18 protein-coding genes are annotated in these 19,525 nt (G+C 68.4%); 5 read left to right on the top strand and 13 right to left on the bottom strand.

Annotated elements, in window-relative coordinates; genetic code table 11:
• Positions 1–68: 68 nt before the first annotated feature.
• From rpoD to Q8N10_RS19745, 6 genes are all read right to left on the bottom strand, one after another.
• Complete coding sequence (gene rpoD / locus Q8N10_RS19770) at positions 69–2,027, bottom strand: RNA polymerase sigma factor RpoD (RefSeq protein WP_305663982.1); 1,959 nt, start codon at positions 2,025–2,027, stop codon at positions 69–71.
• Positions 2,028–2,129: 102 nt separating this feature from the next.
• Positions 2,130–4,007 carry a DNA primase gene (gene dnaG, locus Q8N10_RS19765; RefSeq protein WP_304778399.1) on the bottom strand — a complete coding sequence of 626 codons (1,878 nt, stop codon included), beginning with the start codon at positions 4,005–4,007 and terminating at the stop codon, positions 2,130–2,132.
• Positions 4,008–4,048: 41 nt separating this feature from the next.
• The gene (gene sigJ, locus Q8N10_RS19760) at positions 4,049–4,903 is read right to left on the bottom strand and encodes an RNA polymerase sigma factor SigJ (protein ID WP_304778401.1); all 855 of its coding nucleotides are present in this window, start codon (positions 4,901–4,903) and stop codon (positions 4,049–4,051) included.
• Positions 4,903–5,451, bottom strand: coding sequence for a hypothetical protein (locus tag Q8N10_RS19755; RefSeq protein WP_304778404.1), 549 nt, complete (start codon positions 5,449–5,451; stop codon positions 4,903–4,905). Before Q8N10_RS19755 ends, sigJ begins: the two co-directional genes overlap by 1 nt.
• Positions 5,452–5,835 carry a hypothetical protein gene (locus Q8N10_RS19750; protein WP_304778407.1) on the bottom strand — a complete coding sequence of 128 codons (384 nt, stop codon included), beginning with the start codon at positions 5,833–5,835 and terminating at the stop codon, positions 5,452–5,454.
• Between the two features lie 59 nt (positions 5,836–5,894).
• On the bottom strand, positions 5,895–6,605 hold the full coding sequence (locus tag Q8N10_RS19745; protein WP_304778410.1) for an HAD family hydrolase: 711 nt from the start codon (positions 6,603–6,605) through the stop codon (positions 5,895–5,897).
• 191 nt (positions 6,606–6,796) lie between these two features.
• On the opposite strand from Q8N10_RS19745, the gene Q8N10_RS19740 reads away from it, so the two are divergent.
• A complete protein-coding gene (locus Q8N10_RS19740) occupies positions 6,797–7,930 on the top strand; it encodes a response regulator (protein WP_304778413.1) in 1,134 nt (377 codons plus the stop codon).
• A gap of 28 nt (positions 7,931–7,958) precedes the next feature.
• Here Q8N10_RS19740 and Q8N10_RS19735 read toward each other — a convergent pair whose 3' ends face one another.
• Together Q8N10_RS19735 and Q8N10_RS19730 are read right to left on the bottom strand one after the other, a co-directional pair.
• Positions 7,959–8,288: a hypothetical protein gene (locus Q8N10_RS19735; RefSeq protein ID WP_304778415.1), complete on the bottom strand. Its 330-nt coding sequence runs from the start codon at positions 8,286–8,288 to the stop codon at positions 7,959–7,961.
• Between the two features lie 93 nt (positions 8,289–8,381).
• Positions 8,382–8,627, bottom strand: coding sequence for a DUF1272 domain-containing protein (locus Q8N10_RS19730; protein WP_304778418.1), 246 nt, complete (start codon positions 8,625–8,627; stop codon positions 8,382–8,384).
• A gap of 214 nt (positions 8,628–8,841) precedes the next feature.
• Here Q8N10_RS19730 and carA point away from each other — a divergent pair, with 214 nt between their 5' ends.
• On the top strand, positions 8,842–10,011 hold the full coding sequence (gene carA, locus Q8N10_RS19725; RefSeq protein ID WP_304778420.1) for a glutamine-hydrolyzing carbamoyl-phosphate synthase small subunit: 1,170 nt from the start codon (positions 8,842–8,844) through the stop codon (positions 10,009–10,011).
• Here the strand turns inward: carA and Q8N10_RS19720 are convergent.
• Positions 10,008–10,895 (bottom strand): LysR family transcriptional regulator, encoded by an 888-nt coding sequence (locus tag Q8N10_RS19720; RefSeq protein ID WP_304778423.1) that lies wholly within the window; start codon positions 10,893–10,895, stop codon positions 10,008–10,010. The two genes, carA and Q8N10_RS19720, sit on opposite strands and share 4 nt — an antisense overlap.
• A gap of 92 nt (positions 10,896–10,987) precedes the next feature.
• Here Q8N10_RS19720 and Q8N10_RS19715 point away from each other — a divergent pair, with 92 nt between their 5' ends.
• Positions 10,988–11,839 (top strand): isocitrate lyase/phosphoenolpyruvate mutase family protein, encoded by an 852-nt coding sequence (locus Q8N10_RS19715; protein WP_304778425.1) that lies wholly within the window; start codon positions 10,988–10,990, stop codon positions 11,837–11,839.
• Positions 11,840–11,888: 49 nt separating this feature from the next.
• Here the strand turns inward: Q8N10_RS19715 and Q8N10_RS19710 are convergent, their stop codons facing one another.
• The 4 genes from Q8N10_RS19710 to Q8N10_RS19695 all read right to left on the bottom strand — a co-directional run bounded on the left by Q8N10_RS19710 (position 11,889) and on the right by Q8N10_RS19695 (position 15,374).
• On the bottom strand, positions 11,889–12,458 hold the full coding sequence (locus Q8N10_RS19710; RefSeq protein WP_370690199.1) for a fasciclin domain-containing protein: 570 nt from the start codon (positions 12,456–12,458) through the stop codon (positions 11,889–11,891).
• A gap of 87 nt (positions 12,459–12,545) precedes the next feature.
• Positions 12,546–13,259, bottom strand: a complete 714-nt coding sequence (locus Q8N10_RS19705) for an anti-sigma factor domain-containing protein (RefSeq protein ID WP_304778427.1) — start codon at positions 13,257–13,259, stop codon at positions 12,546–12,548.
• Complete coding sequence (locus Q8N10_RS19700; protein ID WP_304778430.1) at positions 13,256–13,810, bottom strand: sigma-70 family RNA polymerase sigma factor; 555 nt, start codon at positions 13,808–13,810, stop codon at positions 13,256–13,258. Before Q8N10_RS19700 ends, Q8N10_RS19705 begins: the two co-directional genes overlap by 4 nt.
• 85 nt (positions 13,811–13,895) lie before the next feature.
• On the bottom strand, positions 13,896–15,374 hold the full coding sequence (locus Q8N10_RS19695) for a methyltransferase domain-containing protein (RefSeq protein ID WP_304778435.1): 1,479 nt from the start codon (positions 15,372–15,374) through the stop codon (positions 13,896–13,898).
• 429 nt (positions 15,375–15,803) lie between these two features.
• Here Q8N10_RS19695 and Q8N10_RS19690 point away from each other — a divergent pair, with 429 nt between their 5' ends.
• Positions 15,804–16,010, top strand: coding sequence for a cold-shock protein (locus Q8N10_RS19690; protein ID WP_293497834.1), 207 nt, complete (start codon positions 15,804–15,806; stop codon positions 16,008–16,010).
• 227 nt (positions 16,011–16,237) lie between these two features.
• Positions 16,238–19,525, top strand: a complete 3,288-nt coding sequence (carB, locus tag Q8N10_RS19685; RefSeq protein ID WP_305663981.1) for a carbamoyl-phosphate synthase large subunit — start codon at positions 16,238–16,240, stop codon at positions 19,523–19,525.

Below are 19,525 nucleotides of genomic sequence, written 5' to 3'. Positions count from 1 at the left end.
TTCTCGGACTTCCTCCGACCGACCAGGGCCGTCGGCCGGCGTCATTCGCAGGCCGACGGCGCTGATCGTCAGCTGTCGAGGAAGCTGCGCAGCTTCCGCGAGCGGCTCGGGTGCTTCAGCTTGCGCAGCGCCTTGGCCTCGATCTGACGGATGCGTTCGCGGGTCACGCTGAACTGCTGGCCCACTTCCTCAAGCGTGTGGTCGGTGTTCATGCCGATGCCGAAACGCATCCGCAGGACGCGTTCCTCGCGAGGCGTCAGCGAGGCCAGCACGCGGGTGGTGGTTTCCCGCAGGTTGGACTGGATGGCCGCGTCGATGGGCAGGATGGCGTTCTTGTCCTCGATGAAATCGCCCAGGTGGCTGTCTTCCTCGTCCCCGATCGGGGTTTCCAGGCTGATCGGCTCCTTGGCGATCTTCAGGACCTTGCGGACCTTTTCCAGCGGCATGGCCAGCTTCTCGGCCAGTTCCTCCGGGGTCGGCTCGCGGCCGATCTCGTGCAGCATCTGGCGGCTGGTGCGGACGATCTTGTTGATCGTCTCGATCATGTGGACCGGGATGCGGATCGTGCGGGCCTGGTCGGCGATGGAACGGGTGATCGCCTGACGGATCCACCAGGTGGCGTAGGTGGAGAACTTGTAGCCCCGGCGGTACTCGAACTTATCGACCGCCTTCATCAGGCCGATATTGCCTTCCTGAATGAGATCAAGGAATTGCAGGCCGCGGTTGGTGTACTTCTTGGCGATCGAGATCACCAGGCGCAGGTTGGCCTCGACCATTTCCTTCTTGGCCTGCCGGGCCTCGCGCTCGCCCTTCTGCACGGTCTGGACGATGCGGCGGTAGTCGTCGATCGGCACGCCGGTTTCGGTGGCGAGCGCGGCGATCTCGTGACGGATGTCGCCGATCTGGCTGGCGTCATTCTCGACGAACTTGGTCCAGCGCACGCCGAGCGGCTTGACCTGATCGCCCCAGGCCGGGTTCAGCTCGGAGCCGAAATAGGCCTTCAGGAACTCGTTGCGGCTGATGCCGTAGCTGTCGGCCAGGCGGAGCAGGCGGCCTTCCAGACCCATGAGGCGCTTGTTGATCGCGTAGAGCTGCTCGACCAGGGCCTCGATGCGGTTGTTGTTCAGCTTCAGCGTCTTCAGGTGCTGAACGATGGCCAGGCTGGCGGTCTCATAGGCCTTGCGATCGGCGTCGGAGAGGTCTTCGCCCTTAAGGCGCTTGCCGACCAGCTTCTCCTGCAGGGCGCGGAAGGCGTCGAATTCCGAGGCGATGGCGTCCAGGGTCACCATAACCCCTTCGCGCAGCTCGCCTTCCATGGCGCTGATCGTGGGACCGGCGCCATCATCGAAGTCGTCGTCGTCGTCGCTCTCGCCCTTGGCCACGGCCTCGCCGTCGGCGGTGACCTCGGCCTCGGCCTCTTCGGCCTCTTCTTCCTCAGGCGGCGCGTTGGCCAGGGCCTCGGCGGCGGCGGCGGCGTTGATGCCGTTATAGGTCAGGTCGAGGTCGATGACCTCGCGCAGCAGGATGCGGCCGGTGCCCAGCTCCTCGCGCCAAACCATGATGGCTTCGAAGGTGAGCGCGCTTTCGCACAGGCCGCGGATCATGGTGTCGCGGCCGGCTTCGATCCGCTTGGCGATGGCGATTTCGCCCTCGCGCGACAGCAGCTCCACCGAGCCCATCTCGCGCAGATACATGCGCACGGGGTCGTCGGTGCGGTCGTAGGCGGCTTCCTTCGGGGTCTCAACGACCGCGGTCTCCTCGCGGACCGCGACCTCGCCGCCCTCGGCGTCTTCCTCGGCCTCGACGACGTTGACGCCCATCTCCGACAGCATGGCCAGGGTGTCTTCGATGGCCTCGGAGGTGACTTCCTCGCTCGGCAGCACCTTGTTCAGCTCGTCCATGGTGACGTAGCCGCGGGCCTTGGCCTGCTTGATGAACTTCTTGACGCCGGCATCGGTCAGGTCGAGCAGGGGCCCGTCGCCGCCAGTGGTTTCAGTCGGTTCAGCTTCAGCCGTGGTCGTGCTCATCTAGGTCTCCGATTCAGCCGCAAACCCCCTGCAAGGGTCGGGCCGAAGATGGTGAATGGCGGTCAAAACTGGATCGCACCTAAATACGACCCGTCATCCGCCCTAATCGTTCCATTCTCTGATCGCGCGTTTCAGTGCGTCGCGTTCACCCTTCAGGCGCTCGAGGACCTCCATATCGGAGCGACCGCGAAGGTTGCCCTTGGCGGATCCGATAGCCTCGTCGAGCGCCGCCAGCCTGGAAAGGCGGGCGAAGGCCTGCGACCACTGCGATCTAGCGGCTTCGAGGGAGACATCCGATTTCATGAAGGGCGCGCCCGCTTGCGATGCGGCCCGGTCGATGTCTGTCAGTAGCGCGTTAAACCCGCAGGATGCGAGATGGCGTGTCAGGGTGGCAGAGTCAAGATGTTCGGCGTCCAACCGCAGGCGGATGATTTCCTTCGCCAATTGCGAAAGGGCCGGATCGCCGAATCCCTGGGCGGTGAAGGACTCCTCCAGATGGTCGTCCAGAATCGCCGGGTCGTTGATGGCGTATTGGGCGAGCGCCGCGAGGATCGGATCCAGCCGGGAGCTTTGCGCCACCATGGTTCGCGTCTCGGCCAGGGCCGATTGCGGACGCAACATTTCGTCCTCGGGCTTCCAGAACTTGCCGCGCGTGTAGGGGCGTCGGGCCTGCTGCGGCTGGAACGCCGGCTGCGGCTGGCGGCCGAAGGCCGCGTCGAACCGTCGCAGCAATTCCTCGCGATAGGCCTGCTGCAGGTCCTTGTCGGCGATGGTGGCCGCGATCTGCCGCAGGCGCCCCTTGAAGCCGGCCTTGCGCTCCGGCGTGTCCAGGTTCTCCAGGTCGCGCTCGCGGGCGAACAGGGCGTCGACGAAGGGAATGGTGTCGGCCAGTTGAGTGCGCAGGGCGGCGGGCCCCTGCTCGCGCAGCACCTCGTCGGGGTCCTTGCCGCCTTCCACCACCGCGAACTGGAAGCTCTTCCCGGGCTTGAGGATCGGCAGGGCCCGGTCGATGGCCCTGCTGACCGCCTGGACGCCCGCCCTGTCACCGTCGAAACAGAGGGTCGGCTCGGCGTGATGACGCCACAGCAGCTCCATCTGCTCTTCGGTCAGGGCCGTACCCATGGGCGCCACGGCGGCGATCCCCGCGCGCTGGCAGGCGATGGCGTCCATATAGCCCTCCACCACCGCCAGAGGCGGGGTCTCGCCCGAGGGCGCGGCGGCCAGGATCTTGCGGCTCTCGGCCAGGCCGTAGAGCAGGTGGCCCTTGTGGAAGAGCGAGGTCTCCGGCCCGTTCAGGTACTTGGCCCGCGCCTGCGGATCCATGGCCCGGCCGCCGAAGGAGACGACGCGGCCCCGCGCATCGGTGATGGGGAAGATGATGCGGTCGCGGAAGCGGTCATAGGGCGCCCCGCCGTCCTCGGGGGCGATCAGCATGCCGGTTTCCACCAGTTCGCCCGGATGGGCGCCCTTGGCGATCAGGTAGTCCTTCAGGGCGGTGCGGCCAGCGGGGGAAAAGCCCAGGCGAAAGCGGGCCCACTCGCTCTCGGGAAGCCCCCGGCGCTCCAGGTAGTCACGCGCCGCCTTGCCCACCGGCCGGCGAAGCTCGGCCTCGAACCACTGCGCCGCCAGCTCCAGCCAGTCCGACAAGCTCTGGCGGACCTTCTCCTGCTCGGCGGCGCGGGGATCGACGGCGGGCAGCGGCACGCCGGCCTCGGCGGCCAGCCGCTCGACGGCCTCCACGAAGGTCAGCCGCTCTGTCTCCTGCAGGAAGCTGATCAGGTCGCCGGTCTTGCCGGACGAGAAGTCGAAGAACTGCCCCTTGTCGTCGTTGACGTAGAAGGAGGGCGTCTTCTCCTTGGTGAAGGGCGACAGGCCGACATACTCACGCCCCTGCTTCCGCAGCTTCACCGTCTTGCCGATGACATCGGACGGGCGAAGGCGGGACTTGATCTCGTCGAGGAAGCGTTCGTCGAAGCGCACGCGCCATCATACGAGGCCGGCGACCAATCCGACAGTCTGTCTCAGCCGACGTGCCCCAACTTGTCAGGATTGCGGACCATGTAGATGCCCGCCAGCTTACCGCCCTCCCCTGGCTGGAAGGCGACGGTCATCGGGCCGTCCTCGCGGACCATGATCAGGCCGGGATAGCCGTTGATCCGCACCGACCGGAAGCTGAGCGGCTGACCGTCGGCGCCGCGCCAGGCCAGGCCTTCCATCAGGCGTACGATGTCCTCGCGGCCAATCAGGGGGCGCAGGGCGGCTTTCCGCTTGCCGCCGCCGTCGGTGACCATGACCGCGTCCTGCGCCAGCATCGCCGACAGGGCGCTCATGTCGCCCTGCGCCGCGGCCACCATGAAAGCGGCCGCCAGTTTGGCCGCGTCCTCCTGGCTGACGGTGAAACGGGGCCGGGTCTCCTTCACATGGGCCCGGGCGCGGGTGGCGAGCTGGCGCACGGCGGGCTCGCTCTTTCCGAGCGTCTCGGCGACCTCCGCATAGTCCTCCTCGAAGACGTCGTGCAGCAGGAAGACCGCGCGCTCCAGGGGCGACAATCGCTCCAGGGCCAGGAGAAAGGCCACTGACACATCCTCCGCCCGCTCCACCGGGTCAGTCGCCAGGTCCTCGATCAGCGGCTCGGGCAGCCAGGGGCCGCGATAGGCGTCGCGCTGGCTCTTGGCCGCCCGCATGCGGTCGATGCAGAGACGGGTGGTGGTGCGCACCAGCCAGGCGGCGGGGTCGGCGATGTCATCACCGGCGCGCCTCCAGCGCAGCCAGGCGTCCTGCACGGCGTCCTGCGCCTCCGCCACCGAGCCCAGCATGCGGTAGGCCAGGCGGGTCAGCCGGGGGCGCTGGGCTTCGAAGGCGTCGGTGTCGGTCATCAGGCCGCCAGGAGGTGCATGACCGGCGTGGCCTCGCCCGCCACCGTGACGCGGGAGCAGGCGCGGCCGTGGCCGAGGGCGTACTTCAGGGTGGGATACATCCGCGCCGTCGTCAGGGCGAGCCCGATGGCGACCAGCCCCGTCTCGCCCCAGCGCCGAAGGATGTCGCCTCGCAAGGGATCGGCGGCTTCCATGTCGCGGGTAAGACTGGCCTTGGCGAAGCGCCAGGCAAGCGCGGTGGTCTCGCCCATGGCCGCCTCGTCGCCGGCCAATATGGCGCGCAGGATGGCGGGCTTGACGCCCCCGGCGGCGGCCATGTCCACAGAGATCTGGGTGCAGGGGCCGCAGTCCTCGGCCAGGGTCCCGACGATGCCGGCGGCGGCCAGGGCCTCGGGAGGCGCGGCCTTGCGGTCCACCATCTGGCTGACGAAGCCGAACTTCAGGAAGCTCATGGGCGAGGCGCGCAGGACGACCCGCATGTAGGCGGCGTCATAGCCCCAGGTGCGCTCCATCTTGTCGATCTGGCTTTTCAGCAGGGCGCGCAGCATTCAAATCTCCTCAGGCTTGTGAACGATGGCGATCCCGGCGGCCGCCAAGGTTGGCAGGAAGACCCCGGGGAAGTCGCGGATCAGATCGGCCAGGGGGCTGGCCGAGCAGCTGGCGTCGAACAGGTGGATGGCGCTGTGCAGGGTGAGGAACGCCGCGCCGGCGACCAGGGCTGGCCAGCCCTGGACAGGCCGCCAGGCGAACCAGGCCAGGCCCATCGCCGTCACCAGATAGGCCGCCCCGATGTCGCGGACGAAGTGTGGATTGAAGGCGCCGGTGCTGGGGACGCCCGGCACGGCGTCATACCAGGCGAGCGGCGCAGCCAGTTGGAACAGCGCGTTGGCGCCCAGGATCACGGCCAGAACCACGGCGATGATGCGTGTCATCGAAACCCTCCCGATCAACACCCCAAGGACGGGCGAGACCGGGCGGCTGTGACATCCGCCTAAACGACTTTCGCGATCCAGGCCGGCAGGTCCTTGATGGAGGCCAGCTCCACGAAGCGGTCATGGCCAGCCGGCGCGTCGGCCAGCTCGTGCGCCCAGGTCAGGGGATAGGGCACGTGGGCGGCGTAGGCGCCCGCCTCCAGGGCCGGCAGGATATCCGAGCGCATGGAGTTGCCGCACATGACCGCCTGCGCCACGCCGGTGCCGTGGCGGGCGAAGACGCGGGCATAGGTGCCGGCGTCCTTCTCGCTGACGATCTCCACGGCGGCGAACAGGTCGCCCAGGCCGGAGGCGGCCAGCTTCTGCTCCTGATGCAGCAGGTCGCCCTTGGTGATCAGCACCAAGCGGTATCGCTCAGACAGCTCGGCCAGGCAGCGCTCGACACCAGGCAGGGGCTCCACCGGCTCGTTCAGCATCTCGCGACCGGCGGCCAGAATCTCGCGGATCACCGAGGACGGCGCCTCGCCCCCGCAGAGCTCCATGGCGGTCTCGATCATCGAGAGGGTGAAGCCCTTCACCCCATAGCCGTAGAGCCGCAGATTGCGCCGCTCCACCTCGGCCAGCCGCTGCTCGATCAACTCCGGATCGGCGACGTCGGCCAGCAGGGCGCCGAACCGGTCGTGGGTCAGGCGGAAAAGGGTCTCGTTGTGCCAGAGGGTGTCATCGGCATCGAGGCCGACGGTGGTGACAGCGGGGGTGGTGATCGACATGGCGCCTGATACCTCACCTGGGCCCGGGAGTGAAAGGCGGTCAGGGTTCAGGCGCCGCTCGCAGTTGTCTGCCTATCCGGCGGGCGCCTCCGGGCTGCTGCGACCAGGGATGGCGAAGGTCGCACTTTCGCAACCAATTTCCGCTGACCTGATCGCTGTTCATTTATCGATTCCTCCCCCGGGGCGTTTACATGGCAGTGGCTGGAATTTCCGGCTGGATCGGACGGCGGCTTCGCGGCCTGAGCCGCAGGCTGGGCCACCATGCGGTGGCCGCCGCCGAGGCTGACGCCGCCACCGCCCGGGACCGCCTGCGCGAAGCCATCGACCTGTTGCCGGAGGGCGTCGTCTTCCTGGACGCCGAAGGCCGCTACATCCTCTGGAACAAGCGCTATGCGGAGATGTATCACCGCTCCGCCGACCTGTTCCGGCCCGGGGCGAAGCTGTCGGACACCCTGATGACCGGCGTGGCGCGCGGCGACTATCCTGACGCCATCGGCCGCGAGGAGGCGTGGCTGGCTGCGCGCCTCGACAAGCTCACCAACCCGTCGGGCGAACGGCACGAGCAGAGGCTGGCCGACGGCCGCTGGCTGATGATCGAGGAGCGGCGGACTTCGGACGGCGGGGTCATCGGCCTGCGGGTCGACATCACCGCCATGAAGCAGCAGGCCGAGGCCCTGGAGGACGCCCTGCACCGGGCCGAGGCCGCCAGCCGCGCCAAGACAGAATTCGTGGCCGACATGAGCCATGAACTGCGCACCCCGCTGAACGGCGTGCTGGGCCTGGGCAGGGCCCTGTCGGCCACCGACCTTACCGAGGACCAGCGGGGGCTTCTGGCCGAGATGATGACATCGGCCCAGGACCTGGACGGCCTGGTCAACGGGCTCCTCGACTACGGGGACCGGGCGCGCGCCGCTGATGCCGCCCCGGCGGGCGTCGTCGCGCCCTCCGACGTGCCACCTCTCCGCGTGCTGGCCGCCGACGACAATCCCACCAACCGCAAGGTGGTGGAGTTGATGCTGGCCGCCGCCGGGGCCGAGGTGATCAGCGTCGAGAACGGTCAGGAGGCCGTGGACGCCTGGCGCGCCGGGACCTTTGACGTGGTGCTCATGGACCTGCGCATGCCCGTCATGGACGGGCTGGAAGCCATCCGCGCCATCCGCCGGGCCGAGGGCGCCGGCCTGCCGCGGGCGCCCATCATCGTCATCAGCGCCAACACCTCGACCACCGACGTTGAGGCCTCGGCCGCCGCAGGCGCGGACCGCCACATCGGCAAGCCCCTGCGGGCCGAGGAGCTGTTCGAGGCGATCTCGGGGGTGCTGGACTAGGCGGCGCGAAGGGCGCTGAAGTTGCGCCTCAGCCGCCGTCTGCATCCACCACGATGGCGACGGTCTTCCCGCGCGACTGCGGATCCCATCCCGCCGCGATCGCCGAGGCGATGGCCTTGGCCACCAGTTCCGGCGCGATCAACGAGGCCTGCGGCTGCGGGGCCCCGTGCCGGGGCGGTGGGCCCGGCGGAAATTCCAGCATGGCCTCGCGCTGGCCGTCCCTGTGGCGCACCGCCACCACCTTGCCGCGCCATTCCGCGGCGGGGCCAGACCACTGAGGCCGGCGGTGGAACCGCCAGACATAGGTCTCCCCATCGACGTCGATCTCAAACTCGGAAGGTTGCTTGGTGCGGGGCATGCCGGGGAGTTAGCCCGCCCGGCGCGCCCAAGCCACCCTGTTCCACCGGCGGGCCAAGAGCGCGGCCTGGCGGTGACCTCTGCGAGGACACGGTCAGGCTCCGCACCCCGCGTGCTTGCCCACCACCCGCTCGGCCGACGCCGGATACTTCAGCAGCAACGCCGCCGGCCGGATCGGGCGCGGACTGAAGTTCCCGCCACAGTTGGGACAGGCGCCGCCGAGCCGGTTGTCCACACAGTCGGCGCAGAAGGTGCATTCGAAAGTGCAGATGCGGGCCTCGGCGCTGTCGGCGGGCAGGTCACGGTCACAGCATTCGCAGTTGGGACGCAGGGCGAGCATCGAGGCCTCCTGAAGTGTGGCGTCATGCTGCCACCTGCGCCGCGCGGCGGAAATGACAAGCTTCCCTCGTTTTCCGCCAGACCTCCGAACCTGCGCTGGAGGATCAGATTGACCCGTGGGGCGGGACTGACTACCTACGCGCCCGTTTACCCGGCGCACATGCTATGAGCCGGGGACGCCCACCCCTTGCGACAAGATGATGGAAACCCGGAACATGAGCGAGCTGCTGCCTGGCGTCACCGGGGTTCTCGTCCTCGCCGATGGGACTGTCTTCCAGGGTATCGGGGTCGGCGCGGCTGGCGACGTGGTGGGCGAAGTCTGCTTCAACACCGCCATGACCGGCTACCAGGAAATCCTGACGGACCCTTCCTACATGGCCCAGATCGTGGCCTTCACCTTCCCGCACATGGGCAATGTCGGAACCAACGTCGAAGACATCGAGCAGATGTCGGGCAGCGCCGAAACCGCGGCGCGCGGCGCGATCTTCCGCGACGTGCCGACCGCCCCGGCCAACTGGCGCGCCGACAGCGACCTGGACGGCTGGATGAAGCGGCGCGGGGTTGTCGGCCTGGCCGGCATCGACACTCGGGCCCTGACCCTGGCGATCCGCGAGAAGGGTATGCCCAACGGCGTCATCGCCAACGCGCCTGACGGCAAGTTCGACCTCGACGCCCTGCGCGCCAAGGCCCGCGAGTGGGGTGGCATCGAGGGCCTGGACCTGGCCAAGGACGCCTCCTGCCTCCAGCCCTTCGTCTATGAGGAAGGGCTCTATTCCTGGCCCGAGGGGTACGCCAAGGCCGCCGAGACGCCGAAGTACGACGTCGTGGTCATGGATTACGGTGTGAAGCGCAACATCCTGCGCTCGCTGGTCTCCATCGGCGCCCGGGTCACCGTGGTGCCCGCCTCCACCACCGCCGAGGAGGTGCTGGCTCGCAAGCCGGACGGCGTCCTGCTCTCCAACGGCCCCGGCGACCCCGCGGCCACCGGCGTCTACGCCGTGCCGGAGATTCGCAAGCTGGTGGACAGCGGCACCCCGGTGTTCGGCATCTGCCTGGGCCACCAGATGATGGCGCTCGCCCTCGGCGCCCAGACCGTGAAGATGGAACAGGGCCACCATGGCGCGAACCATCCGGTAAAGGACCTCACCACCGGCAAGGTGGAGATCGTCTCCATGAACCACGGCTTCACCGTCGACCGCGACAGCCTGCCGGCCCCGGTGAAGGAGAGCCACGTCTCGCTCTTCGACGGCACCAACGCCGGCCTGCAGCTGGAAGGCCGCCCGGTCTTCTCGGTGCAGCACCACCCCGAGGCTTCGCCGGGCCCGACCGACAGCCTCTACCTGTTCGAACGGTTCGCGGGCCTGATGGACGCTCGGAAGGCCTAGGCGGTCAGAGCCTCGATCAGGGCCTGGGCCGCGGGGCTGACATAGCCGCCCTTGCGGGTGATCAGGCTGACAGGATTGGAGACCGCCAGGTCGACGACCGCGATAGCGGCCAGGCTTCCCGCGGCGCGTTCCTCGGCCACGGCGCTGACCGGCATGAGCGCCAGTCCGAAACCCGCCTCCACCAGGCGCTTCTGCGCCGTCAGGCTGTCCACGGCTGTGAACGGGACCTCCGCCACACCTCGGATCAGGAACTGGGCTGACAGCATCCCCGACCACCGCTCGTCCCGGCCCTCCGGTGGCGGGAAGCCGAGCCAGGGCTCGTCTTTCAGATCGCGCAGGCTGGCGACCTTCTGCTGCGCCAGCGGGTGCTCGGGCGCGCAGACCACAACCAGGGCCTCGGACGCGCAGGCCCGGTTCTCCAGGTCGGGTGACGGGTCCTCGAAGTAGCGCAGGCCCAGCGTCGCCTCGCCGCGCCGCACCAGGTCGCTGACCTGGACGCTGGTGGCGGTGCGCAGGGTCAGGGCCACGTTCGGGAATTGCTCGGCGAACCGCTTCAGGGCCTGGGCGAGATCGGCGCCGGCCAGGGTGCCCACCACGGCCACCGATATCGGCCCGCCCTCGCCGACCTGCAGCACTCGCATGGCGCTCGAGGCGTCCTCCAGCGCGGCCAGCACCCGCTCGGCATGGGGCAACAGAGCCTCGCCCGCCTGGCTGAGGGCCACGCCGCCCGGCAGGCGCTCGAACACCGGCATGCCGAGCTCCGCCTCCAACAGCGCGATCCGCCGGCTGATCGCCGGCTGCGACCGCCCCATCCGCTCGGCCGCCCCGGAAAACCCGCCGGTCCGCGCGATCATGACGAAGGTGCGCAGCGCCTCAGTATCCATGCAAATTCCTGATTATACCGACCAGTTATATGCATTTGGCGGATGCCCCCTGTCCAGCTACGCCAGACGCCCGCTCCATCAAAGAGGCTCTCATGACCCGACAACAGCAGGCGGCCCATTCCTTCAGAAACCTGCACACCTCCGGCTTCATTATGCCCAACGCCTGGGACGCCGGCAGCGCCCTGATCCTGGCGGCGGCGGGGTTTCCAGCCATCGGGACCACCAGCGCCGGGATCGCCTTCTCCCTGGGCAAGCAGGACTACCGGGTCAGCGACCCGCGCCTCGCTGTCAGCCGCGAGGAGATGTTCGGGCGATGCTCACAGATTGTGCAGGCCGTCGCCCTGCCGGTGAGCGGCGACCTGGAGGCCGGCTATGGGGATGCCCCGGAAGATGTCGCCAACTGCGTGCTTCAGGCTGTCGAGGTCGGCCTGGCCGGCTGCAACATTGAGGACAAGCCCACCGCGCAGGAACAGCTCTACGAACCCACCTTGGCCGCCGAACGGATCGCCGGCGCACGGCAGGCGCTGATGGCGCACGGCGCCGACCTGGTGATCAACGCCCGCACCGACGCCTGGCTGGTGGGCGAAGGCGACCCGCTCGCCGCCTCCATCCGCCGCGCCAACCTGTACCTTGAGGCGGGGGCGGACTGCGTCTTCCTACCGGGCGTGACCGACCTGCCGACGGCCCGAACCCTGGTGCGGGAAATCGCGGGCCCGGTGAATCTGGTCCTGGGTCTCGGCGGATCGTCAGGCAACGCTCACGAACTGCTGGCGGCCGGCGTGCGGCGGATCAGCGTCGGCGGGTCCCTGGCGCGCGCGGCCCTGGGCTTTGTGAGGCGCTCGGCCGAACTGCTGCGGGACTCCGGCAGCGTCGCCTTCACCGACGGCGAAATCTCCGGCCCGGACCTCAACACGCTCTTCGCGGCGACGCGGGCCGCGGCCTGAGCCACAGCAACGGCCCGACTTGGGCCGGCTTTCGCCGGCCCCGCGAGCGTTACGGCATCAGGACCGTGTCGACGACGTGGATCACGCCGTTGGACTGCATGACATTGGCGATGGTGACGTGAGACATGCCGCCCTTGGCGTCGGTGAGCATCACCATGTCACCCATGGCGGAGACGGTCAGGTCTCCACCCTGCACGGTCTTCAGCATGGCCTTGCCGCCACCAGCCTTGATCTGGGCGGTGAGATCCATCGCGGTCAGGCGGCCCGGGACCACGTGATAGGTCAGGATGTCGGTGAGGGCGGCCTTGCTCTCAGGCTTCACCAGGCTCTCCACGGTTCCGGCCGGCAGCTTGGCGAACGCGGCGTTGGTGGGCGCGAACACCGTGAAGGGGCCAGATCCCGACAGGGTCTCCACCAGACCTGCGGCCTTCACGGCGGCGACCAGGGTGGTGTGATCCTTCGAATTGACTGCGTTCTCTACAATATTCTTTGAAGGATACATGGCGGCGCCACCGACCATCACAGTTTTCTGGTCCATGGCCCGAGCAGAGGCCATGGTAACGCCAGCAAACGAGATGGCGACGCCGGTCGCAAGCGCGACGATAGTGTTGATCTTCATGTTCCGGTCCCTTGAATTCAGGTCGCCACTAGACGGCGATGACATGAATACGGTCCGGAAACTTATCCGGACGCAGGGACTCGAAGATTAAATCCGGGCGAGCTTGCCGATCGCGGCCACCGGCCCTGACGGTCCGTTCTCTTTCGAGCCTCCCAGCGGTTCGACGGAGACGGCGATGGACGCGCCCTCGGTGGTGAGCGCCGGCAAGCCCTCCGGCATCGGCAGGCTCTTGGAGGTCCCTGGCGCGATGAGGCCCAGCGAGCGCGGCTTGCCGTCGGCGGGGATCAGCCACAGTTCGTGGACGTGGATCGGGTCGGTCCCCGGCGCCACCAGCGAGGTGACGATCAGCTTCTGGCGCACCGGATCGTAGGCGGCGACGAACAGGTGCTGGCCGCCGCTGGTGTCGAGACGGGCGTTCAGCAGTTCGCCTGGCGTCGGCGGCGCGATAATCTCGGGCGGCCGGGTGGCCAGCACCACGACGGCGGCCAAACTGGCGGCGGCCAGCCCCATGCCGCCCATGGCCCAGCCACGCCAGAACCTCACGCCGCGGCCTTCGTTGTCATTGGCCGGAAGGCCGCGCTCGATACGGGGCCAGAGGCTGGCGGGCGGCTCCACGGGCGCCACAGCGGCCAGCATGGGTGCAAGTCGCGCCTGCCAGGCCTCGACATGGGCGGCGAAGGCCGGTTCCCGGGCCATGCGCAGTTCCGCGGCGGCGCGCTCACCGGCGTTCAGCACGCCCAGAGCATGCTCGGCGGCGAAGGCCTCATCCTCGGGCAGGTCGGGGGTCAGGGGCTCACTCATGACTCAAGGCACCCCTTGAGCTTGGCCAGGCCCCGGCGGATCCAGCTCTTCACCGTGCCCAGCGGGGCCTCCATCCGGGCAGCCAGGGCCTCGTAGGTGACGCCCTCGAAGAAGGCGGTGCGGATCACCTTCTCGGTGCGCTCGTCCAGTTCCGACAGGCACCGGCCCAGGGCCTCGCCATCCTGGGCGGCCTCCAGCAGAGCGTCGGCGTGGGGCAGGCCGTCGTCGATCTCCAGCTCTTCCACCTGCTCGGCATAGGCCAGGGGCCCACGGGCGCGCAGGCGGTCGATGGCGCGGTTGCGGGCGATGGTGGAGATCCACGTCATGACGCTGGCCCGGCCCGCTTCGAAGCGGTCGGCGCGACGCCAAATCGTGATGTAGACCTCTTGCAGCACGTCTTCGCTTTCATCTCTGTTGGAGAGGATACGAAGGCAGACGCCGAATAGCTTCGCCGAGGTGGCCTGGTAAAGTTGTCGCAGGGCCGCGCGGTCGCCCGCGGCGATCCTCGGCATCAACTCGGTCAGCGGATCGATCGCAGAGGTCGCGGGCAAGTTTGGGTCTTTTCCGGCGGAAGGCTGGCGGCGAAGCTGCCCCAAGCCGACCGCCGCTGGCAAGGCCTAAGGCGGCCCTGAAGCGCTAGATCTTGCGCATCATGAAGTAGTCGCCCTCCAGCGCCACCCCGGCCTCGCGGCGGAGCATGGTGGACCTGCGCTCGATGATGTCGAAGCGGCCGGCGGCGAGGTCGGCGATATAGCCCCGTCCGTGAGCGTAACGCCCGTTGCCGCGCAGGGTGACGCCGTCGCCTTCCGCCGCCTCTGTAGAGAAGATCAGCCAGCCGCCCGGCTTCAAGGTCGCCGCGGCGCCGTCGAAGACGCCGCCCAGGGTTCCGACATAGGGGAAGGTGTCGCCCGCCACGATCATGTCCCACCGGGCGCCGGCCTGGCTGAGGGTGTCCACCAAGTCGGCGCACCGCAGTTCGTCATAGAGGCCGCCCGCTCGGGCCTTGGCTAGCATGCCGTCAGAGAGATCGACCCCGGTCAGCCGCTGCGCATAGGGGCGCAGAACTGGACCGCACAGTCCGGTGCCACAGCCGATGTCGAGCACGTCCAGGGCGGCATCGGCGTCGATCCAGGCCGCCATCAGGTTGCGGATTTCCTCCGGGCCCCGGTAGCCGAGGCGCCCCACGAGCTTCTCGTCGAACTGCTCGGCCATGCCGTCGAAGTGCTGGGCCACGAAGGCGGCGGGCTGCCGCTCCACGGGGCGGCCCATCGCAGCGTCGGCCATGTGCCGGGCCTCCAGGTTGCCGGGGCGCAGGGCGGTCCAGGTCTGGGCGATCAGGGCCGCGGGCCCCTTGCGCCCCGCCCAGTCCAGGCAGAGCAGCGCGGTCTTGAAGAGGGTGTCGGTCTCCGCCGCGCCGGTCAGCTCCCGGCTGATGGCGGTGACACGGGTCATGTCGCCGTCGAGGCCCGCGACCACGAACCGGCACAGGCGCGCCATCTCGACGATCTCGTCGGCGTTGGCGTCGGCCTCAAGGGCCATGGCGGCGTCGAAGTTGCGCTGCGCCTCGTGGAAGGCGCCGGACTTGAAGAGGGTCACGCCCAGGTTGGCGCGTAGGGCGCCGGTCTCGCCAGTGATCTCGAGGGTGCGGGCGAAGGCCGCCGCCGCGCCGCCGAAGTCGTCACGGCCGGCCAGGACCATGGCGCGAATCTGCCAGGCGTCTCCGTTGTCGGGGTCGCGGGCGATGGCGCCGTCGCAGGCGCTCTCGGCCTCGTCCGGGCGGCCCAGCTGCAGCAGCGAGGCGGCCAGGCTGACCCAGGCCGAAACCTGGCTGGCGTCAATGTCCAGGGACTTGCGCAGGGCGATGGCGGCCTGCTCGTGGTCTCCCAAACCGCCGAGCGCGAGCGCCAGGTTGTTCCAGACCAGGGCCTGACGGGGCGCGGCCCCGGCCACCGCGCGGAAAGCCTCGACGGCCGCCTGGAAGTCGCCCCTCGCCTGCCGTTCCAGGCCATAACGAGTGAGGGCGACGAGGGAGGTGGGCGCGCCTTTGCCGCCATCCCCCTTGAGGGACGCGGCGTCCGCCGGCGGTTGCCCGAGCGCGCGTGCGAATGCAGACATGACGAGATCCCAGCCCGAGTTTGTTGAGCATCAGGCTGAGGCTTGGCTATGAAATCATGGTTAACGCCCGGTGAGGAAGGCCTCGGCGCCGCGCGGACCAGGGCTTGGCCGGACGCCCGTCTGGTCGAGCATCACGGCGCGTCACCCCCGGTGGACCGGGCGGCGGCAAGAAACCTCATGTGCAGATAGCCCAGGCTGGGGCCTGCCGAATGGGCGTTGCTTCTCCCGTCGGATGCTAGACAGCAACGTGACGCCACCTTGCTTCGGGATCGATTTTGAACCAAGATGCCAGGGTCAAACTCGTAGGTTCGGCTGACTTTCCACGCGCCCCCGGACGCACCGGACCTGCCTTCCGATCCCCCCGATCTTTGATCCTCCATCCGAGCGTTTCGGGCGGGGAAACTATCTATCCAAGGACGAAGTATCTCTATGTCTACCGGCACCGTGAAATGGTTCAACGGCACCAAGGGCTACGGCTTCATTCAGCCCGATGACGGCGGCGCGGACGTGTTTGTGCACATCTCCGCCGTGGAACGCGCTGGGCTCCGTTCGCTGGACGAGGGCCAGAAGGTCACCTTCGAACTCGAGCGCGACAAGCGCAGCGGCAAGATGTCTGCGGGCAACCTGCAGGTCTAGCAGTCCGGCGGAGCCTCGCGCCCCGACAGACGCCCGGGAATGGGCCGGCGTCCGCGCCGGCCCATTTTCTTTGCGCGCTATCCGAGGCCCGCCAAGGAGAGTCTTCGCAGGCGCCCCCTGCCCGCTTGCGCAGGCCCGACTCCCTCTCTAAACGGGCGCCTTAACCTACAGATTGAACGGGAACGGCGCGTGGCCACGCGGCGCCGCCCTTATGCGCGGACCGAACGATGCCCAAACGCACAGACATCTCCTCGATCCTGATCATCGGCGCCGGCCCCATCATTATCGGCCAGGCCTGCGAGTTCGACTACTCGGGGGTCCAGGCGTGCAAGGCTCTGCGCGCCGAGGGCTACCGCATCGTGCTGGTCAATTCGAACCCGGCCACGATCATGACCGACCCCGATGTGGCCGACGCCACCTACATCGAGCCGATCACGCCCGAGATGGTCGAGAAGATCATCGCCAAGGAACGCCCGGACGCCCTGCTGCCCACCATGGGCGGCCAGACCGCGTTGAACCCGGCGCTCGCCCTGGAAGCCTCCGGCGTGTTGGCCAAGTACGGCGTGGAGATGATCGGGGCCAAGGCCGACGTCATCGACAAGGCCGAGGACCGCCAGAAATTCCGCGACGCCATGGACAAGCTGGGCCTTGAGAGCCCCAAGTCCAAGGCCGCCCACTCGATGGACGAGGCCCTGGAAGGCCTGGAATTCGTCGGCCTGCCGGCCATCATCCGCCCGTCCTTCACCCTGGCCGGCACCGGCGGCGGCATCGCCTACAATGTCGAGGAATTCCGCGAGATCGTGGAGCGCGGCCTGGACCTCTCCCCCACCACCGAGGTGCTGATCGAAGAGAGCGTTCTCGGCTGGAAAGAGTACGAGATGGAGGTGGTCCGCGATAAGGCCGACAACTGCATCATCGTCTGCTCCATCGAGAACATCGACCCGATGGGGGTGCACACCGGCGACTCGATCACCGTCGCCCCGGCCCTCACCCTGACCGACAAGGAATATCAGATCATGCGCGCGGCCTCGATCGCCGTGCTGCGCGAGATCGGGGTCGAGACCGGCGGGTCCAACGTGCAGTTTGCGGTCAATCCCGCCGACGGCCGCATGGTGGTGATCGAGATGAACCCGCGGGTCTCGCGGTCCTCGGCCCTGGCCTCCAAGGCCACCGGCTTCCCAATCGCCAAGGTCGCCGCTCGCCTGGCCGTGGGCTACACCCTCGACGAGCTGATGAACGACATCACCGGGGCGACGCCGGCCTCCTTCGAGCCCAGCATCGACTATGTCGTCACCAAGATCCCCCGCTTCGCCTTCGAGAAGTATCCGGGCTCCGAGCCCCACCTGACCACCGCCATGAAGTCGGTTGGCGAGGTCATGGCCATCGGCCGCACCTTCGCCGAGAGCCTGCAGAAGGCGCTGCGCGGCCTGGAGACCGGCCTGACCGGCCTGGACGAGATCGACATCGAGGGGTCGGACGATCCCGACACCGGCCGCGCCGCGGTCCTGCGCGCCCTGACGATGCCCACCCCTGATCGTCTGCGCGTCATCGCCCAGGCCTTCCGCCACGGCCTGGCGGTCGAGGAAATCCACGGCGCCTGCTCGTATGAGCCCTGGTTCCTGCGCCAGCTGGAGACCCTGGTCCGGACCGAAGGTCACGTCCGCGCGGCGGGCCTGCCCGTCACCGCTCAGGGCTTCCGCGCCCTAAAGGCCCAGGGCTTCTCCGACGCCCGCCTGGCCAAGCTGACCAACACCCCGGAGGCCAAGGTCCGCGCCCTTCGCCAGGAGCTGGCCGTTCGCCCGGTCTTCAAGCGCATCGACAGCTGCGCCGGCGAGTTCCGGGCCGCCACGCCCTACATGTACTCCACCTACGAGACCGGCTCGCTTGGCCAGGAACCCCAGTGCGAGAGCGAGCCCACCGAGGCGCGCAAGGCCATCATCCTCGGCGGCGGTCCCAACCGGATCGGCCAGGGGATCGAGTTCGACTACTGCTGCTGCCACGCCGCCTTCGCCCTGGCCGACCTCGGCATCGAGTCGATCATGGTCAACTGCAACCCGGAGACGGTCTCCACCGACTACGACACCTCCGACCGGCTCTACTTCGAGCCGCTCACCGCGGAAGATGTGCTGGAACTGATCGCCGTCGAGCAGCGCAAGGGGACCCTGCTGGGGGTCATCGTCCAGTTCGGCGGCCAGACCCCGCTGAAGCTGGCCCAGGCCCTGGAAGACGCCGGCATACCGATCCTGGGCACCAGCCCCGACGCCATCGACCTGGCCGAGGACCGCGAACGCTTCCAGCAACTGCTGCACAAGCTGGAGATCGCCCAGCCGATCAACGCCATCGCCCGCACGGCGGAAGAGGCCTTCGCCGGCGCCCATTCGGTCGGCTACCCCATCGTCATCCGCCCCTCCTACGTGCTGGGCGGTCGGGCCATGGAGATCATCCGCGATGACGAACAGCTGGACCGCTACATCCGCACCGCCGTGCAGGTCTCCGGCGACAGCCCGGTTCTGATCGATCAGTACCTCAGCCGCGCCACCGAGGTGGACGTCGACGCCATCTGCGACGGCAAGGACGTGTTCGTCGCGGGCGTCATGGAGCACATCGAAGAGGCGGGCGTACACTCGGGCGACAGCGCCTGCTCCCTGCCCCCCTTCTCGCTCAAGCCGGAAACCATCGCCGAGCTGAAGGCCCAGACCGTGCGCATGGCCCTGGCCCTGAACGTGAAGGGCCTGATGAACGTCCAGTTCGCCATCGAGGAGCCGCACTCCGACAATCCGCGGATCTTCGTGCTGGAAGTGAACCCGCGCGCCAGCCGCACCGTGCCCTTCGTGGCCAAGACCATCGGCAAGCCGCTCGCCGCCATCGCCGCCAAGGTGATGGCCGGCGAACCACTGTCGTCCTTCGACACCAGCGAGCCGCCCTATAACCACATCGCGGTGAAGGAAGCCGTCTTCCCCTTCGCCCGCTTCGCCGGCGTCGACACCATCCTGGGCCCAGAAATGCGCTCCACCGGCGAGGTCATGGGCCTCGACTGGCGGCGTGAGGGCGAGGGCCTGGCTCCCGCCTTCGCGCGCGCCTTCGCCAAGGCCCAGCTGGGCGGCGGGGTGACTCTGCCCAAGACCGGTTGCGTGTTCGTCTCCGTGCGCGAGGCCGACAAGCCCTGGATCGTCGAGCCGATCCGCCTGCTGCTGGGCCAGGGCTTCCGAGTCCTCGCCACGGGCGGCACCGCCGCCTACCTGGCCGGCGAAGGCCTGGCCGTCGAGCACGTGAAGAAGGTCCTGGAGGGCCGTCCGCACATCGTCGACGCCATGAAGAATGGCGAGGTCCAACTCGTCTTCAACACCACCGAGGGCAAGCAGTCGGTGGCCGACAGCTTCGAATTGCGCCGCACGGCCCTGATGATGAAGACCCCCTACTTCACCACCGCGGCCGGCGCCCTGGCCGCGGCCCAGGCCATCGCCGAGACCGCCAAGGCACCCCTGGAGGTTCGTCCGCTGCAAAGCTACGCCTGA

Source organism: Phenylobacterium sp. (genome assembly GCF_030693625.1).
In the GTDB taxonomy this organism is placed as follows: Bacteria; Pseudomonadota; Alphaproteobacteria; order Caulobacterales; family Caulobacteraceae; genus Phenylobacterium; species Phenylobacterium ferrooxidans.
The sequence above is the reverse complement of the archived record's forward strand: the minus strand, read 5'-3'. Positions and strand labels throughout refer to the sequence as shown.

Bases quoted from the DNA above. Each gene is read 5' to 3' on its own strand.
- rpoD (WP_305663982.1), bottom strand. From the start codon at position 2,027: ATGAGCACGACCACGGCTGAAGCTGAACCGACTGAAACCACTGGCGGC.
- sigJ (WP_304778401.1), bottom strand. From the start codon at position 4,903: ATGACCGACACCGACGCCTTCGAAGCCCAGCGCCCCCGGCTGACCCGC.
- Q8N10_RS19755 (WP_304778404.1), bottom strand. From the start codon at position 5,451: ATGCTGCGCGCCCTGCTGAAAAGCCAGATCGACAAGATGGAGCGCACC.
- Q8N10_RS19750 (WP_304778407.1), bottom strand. From the start codon at position 5,835: ATGACACGCATCATCGCCGTGGTTCTGGCCGTGATCCTGGGCGCCAAC.
- Q8N10_RS19745 (WP_304778410.1), bottom strand. From the start codon at position 6,605: ATGTCGATCACCACCCCCGCTGTCACCACCGTCGGCCTCGATGCCGAT.
- Q8N10_RS19740 (WP_304778413.1), top strand. From the start codon at position 6,797: ATGGCAGTGGCTGGAATTTCCGGCTGGATCGGACGGCGGCTTCGCGGC.
- Q8N10_RS19735 (WP_304778415.1), bottom strand. From the start codon at position 8,288: ATGCCCCGCACCAAGCAACCTTCCGAGTTTGAGATCGACGTCGATGGG.
- Q8N10_RS19730 (WP_304778418.1), bottom strand. From the start codon at position 8,627: ATGCTCGCCCTGCGTCCCAACTGCGAATGCTGTGACCGTGACCTGCCC.
- carA (WP_304778420.1), top strand. From the start codon at position 8,842: ATGAGCGAGCTGCTGCCTGGCGTCACCGGGGTTCTCGTCCTCGCCGAT.
- Q8N10_RS19720 (WP_304778423.1), bottom strand. From the start codon at position 10,895: ATGGATACTGAGGCGCTGCGCACCTTCGTCATGATCGCGCGGACCGGC.
- Q8N10_RS19715 (WP_304778425.1), top strand. From the start codon at position 10,988: ATGACCCGACAACAGCAGGCGGCCCATTCCTTCAGAAACCTGCACACC.
- Q8N10_RS19710 (WP_370690199.1), bottom strand. From the start codon at position 12,458: ATGAAGATCAACACTATCGTCGCGCTTGCGACCGGCGTCGCCATCTCG.
- Q8N10_RS19705 (WP_304778427.1), bottom strand. From the start codon at position 13,259: ATGAGTGAGCCCCTGACCCCCGACCTGCCCGAGGATGAGGCCTTCGCC.
- Q8N10_RS19695 (WP_304778435.1), bottom strand. From the start codon at position 15,374: ATGTCTGCATTCGCACGCGCGCTCGGGCAACCGCCGGCGGACGCCGCG.
- Q8N10_RS19690 (WP_293497834.1), top strand. From the start codon at position 15,804: ATGTCTACCGGCACCGTGAAATGGTTCAACGGCACCAAGGGCTACGGC.
- carB (WP_305663981.1), top strand. From the start codon at position 16,238: ATGCCCAAACGCACAGACATCTCCTCGATCCTGATCATCGGCGCCGGC.